This window comes from Bradyrhizobium sp., assembly GCF_049798375.1.
GTDB lineage: Bacteria > Pseudomonadota > Alphaproteobacteria > Rhizobiales > Xanthobacteraceae > Bradyrhizobium.
This window is the reverse complement of the sequence record NZ_JBARGP010000608.1, coordinates 1-3,047: the sequence shown is the minus strand read 5'-3', so window position 1 is coordinate 3,047 and position 3,047 is coordinate 1. Positions and strand designations below refer to the sequence as shown.

Genomic DNA, 3,047 nt, shown 5'->3' with positions numbered 1-3,047 from the left:
TACTCCGCGGCCGTTATTCGTGGCACCCTTGCCACGACCGGCCTTCACAACTTGAAGGTCGGTGGCTATGGATCCCGGCGCTCGCCGGGATGATGCCGATTGTGTAGAGCCAGCTTGGCCTCACACGTTGAAACTCACGCCTTGAAATACGCGATCTGCGTCGTGGTCGCGAGCAGCTTGCCCGACGGCGACCAGAGCTCGCCGTGCTGATCCTGATAGCTCCGGTTGAACACTTTCGCGTCGGCAAGCGCGAGCACGTGGGCGGTGTTTTCGCTTGCCAGCTCTTCGCGACTGACGTGGAAATAGGTCGTCAGGGACACCGTGCCGAACGGCACCAGCTCGCCGCGCGCGTGAAACACCCGGCCGAAGAAGGCATCCGACATCGACAGCAGCGACGGCATGTCGATGGTGCGCGGCTTGCGATCGGAGAGCCACAGTTTCGAGAACGCGCCGTACGGCGCGCCGGCGGGGCCGTCGTTGGTGCGCGGCCCGCCCTCGATGAAGCGGAAATCATATTGCCGCGTCCACGACATCTTGGTGTCGGGGTTTCGACGCACCTCGTCGAATGGCGGCGCCGCAGGCATCGTGGCCGGCTGATGCGACCATGACGGCCGGCGCTCGGCGAAAACCGCGGTCGCCAGGGTCGCCGCATCGCCGCCGCCCTGGCTGAGTTCGATCGTCCAATGCTGCGAGGAGCGGTTGGCCTTCGCCAGCCGGAGGTCGAGATCGAACGGCCCCTCCGCGATCGGCGCGCAGTAGTTCACTGTCACCGCCAGCGGATCGCCTGCGGCCTGCGGATGCTCGATCAGCGCGCGCAACACGGTGGCCGCAGTGACGCCGCCGAACGGGCCGACAAAGGCCCAATAGTCCGGGCTGGTCCTGCCCTGCCAGCGGCTGTCGCCGGCGGTGACGCGCGTGGCCTCGTCGAAGAGATGGTCTGATGACATTAATTGCTCTTAATGAGAGATCGTCATTGCGAGCGTAGCGAAGCAATCCAGAACTGAAAAGGAAGTCGGGATTGCTTCGTCGCTTTGCTCCTCGCAATGACGGCGAAGGGTTAGCCCTTGACGCCGCGCCGCGGCTGGCTCGAAGCCGCATTGGTGGGATCGACCGGCACGTTCCAGATATCCTCGGCGTATTCGCGGATGGTGCGGTCGGAGGAGAACCAGGCCATGCGTGCGACGTTGAGGATCGACGCGCGCGTCCATGCCGGGATCACCTGCCAGCGGGCGTCGATGCCGCGCTGCGCCTGGTAATAGGCGTCGAAATCGGCGCTGACCATGTAGTGGTCGAGATGCCGCAGCGCATGCGCGATCGGCTCGAAGCGCCCCCGGTCGTCGGGCGAGAAGTCGCCTGATTCGATCGCGTTGATGGCGCGCGCGAGTGCCGGCGACTTGCTGATCACGTCGGTGGCATCGAGGCCCTGCTGGCGGCGCGCCACCACGTCCATCGCCTCCATGCCGAAGATCGCGATGTTGTCAGGCCCGACATGGTCGCGAATCTCGATATTGGCGCCGTCGAGCGTGCCGATGGTGAGCGCACCGTTGAGCGCGAGCTTCATGTTGCCGGTGCCGGAGGCCTCCATGCCCGCGGTCGAGATTTGCTCGGACAGATCGGCGGCGGGAATGATCGCTTCCGCAAGGCTGACATTGTAGTCGGCCATGAACACGATCTTGAGCCGGCCGCCAATCGCGGGATCGTTGTTGACGACCGCGGCGACGTCGTTGGCCAGCTTGATGATGAGCTTGGCGTAGCGGTAGCTCGCGGCCGCCTTGCCGGCGAAGATTTTCACCCGCGGCACCCAGTCGGCCTGCAGATTGTCCTTGATCGCCTGATAGAGCGCGATCGCTTCGAGGATGTTGAGCAGCTGGCGCTTGTATTCGTGGATGCGCTTGATCTGCACGTCGAACAGCGCGGACGGATCCAGCGCGATGTTCATGCGCTCGCCGATCAGGCGCGCCAGCTGGATCTTGTTGTAGTGCTTGACGGTGCGGAATTTCTGCTGGAACGCGCTGTCGCTGACATAGGTTTCGAGCGCTGCGAGCTGGGTCGGATCGTCGAGCACGGCCTCGCCGCAGGCCTCGCGCAGCAGGTCGGTCAGCTTCGGATTGGCCAGCATCAGCCAGCGGCGGAAGGTGATGCCGTTGGTCTTGTTGGTGATGCGGCCGGGATAGAGATGGTTGAGATCGTGGAACACGGTCTCCTTCATCAGGTCGGAATGCATCGCGGAGACGCCGTTGATACGATGCGAGCCGACAAAGGCGAGCTGCCCCATACGGACGCGGCGGCCCGAGCGCTCGTCGATCAGGGAGACCGAGGCACGATAGTCGATGTCGCCGGGCGCGCGTTCTTCGGCCAGCGCGAGGTGCTGGGTATTGATACGGTAGATGATGTCGAGGTGCCGCGGCAGGAGCCGCTCGAACAGCTCGACCGGCCAGGTCTCAAGGGCTTCGGGCAGCAAGGTGTGGTTGGTGTAGGACAGCGTGGCGACGGTGATCTTCCAGGCCTCGTCCCAGCGGAAGTTGTGCAAATCGACCAGGATCCGCATCAGCTCGGTGACGGCGAGCGAGGGATGGGTGTCGTTGAGCTGCACCGCGGCGTTTTGCGCCAGGCTGCGCAGCTGGCCGTCCGAGCCGAGGTGGCGCTTGACCAGATCCTGCAGCGAGGCCGAGACGAAGAAATATTCCTGCCGCAGCCGCAGCTCGCGGCCCGCCGGGCTTTCGTCGTTAGGATAGAGGAACTTGCAGATCGCCTCCGCCCGCGCCTCCTCGGCGGAGGCGCCGAGATAGTCGCCGGTGTTGAAGACGTCGAGATTCAACGGATCGGGCGAGCGCGCCGACCACAGCCGCAGTGCGTTGACGTGCTCGCCGCGCCAGCCGACGATCGGCGTGTCATACGCGACCGCCTGCACCGTCTCGCCGGGCGTCCAGACCGCGCGATCCCTGCCCTTGTCGTCGACATGCGCGACGCTGCCGCCGAAATGGACGTGATAAACCACGTCCGGCCGTTGCAATTCCCAGGGGTTGCCGAACGACAGCCAGACGTCG

At 64.8% G+C, this 3,047-nt stretch carries 2 protein-coding genes; both read right to left on the bottom strand.

Annotated features, from left to right (window positions below):
• Positions 1 to 134 precede the first annotated feature (134 nt).
• A complete protein-coding gene (locus WA702_RS24335) occupies positions 135 to 947 on the bottom strand; it encodes an acyl-CoA thioesterase (RefSeq protein ID WP_425113102.1) in 813 nt (270 codons plus the stop codon).
• A 110-nt stretch (positions 948 to 1,057) separates the two neighbouring features.
• A partial coding sequence (locus WA702_RS24330) for a glycogen/starch/alpha-glucan phosphorylase (protein WP_425113101.1) occupies positions 1,058 to 3,047 on the bottom strand: 1,990 nt, incomplete at its 5' end.

Coding starts and splice junctions, on each gene's coding strand:
- WA702_RS24335 (WP_425113102.1), bottom strand. CDS start 947: ATGTCATCAGACCATCTCTTCGACGAGGCCACGCGCGTCACCGCCGGC.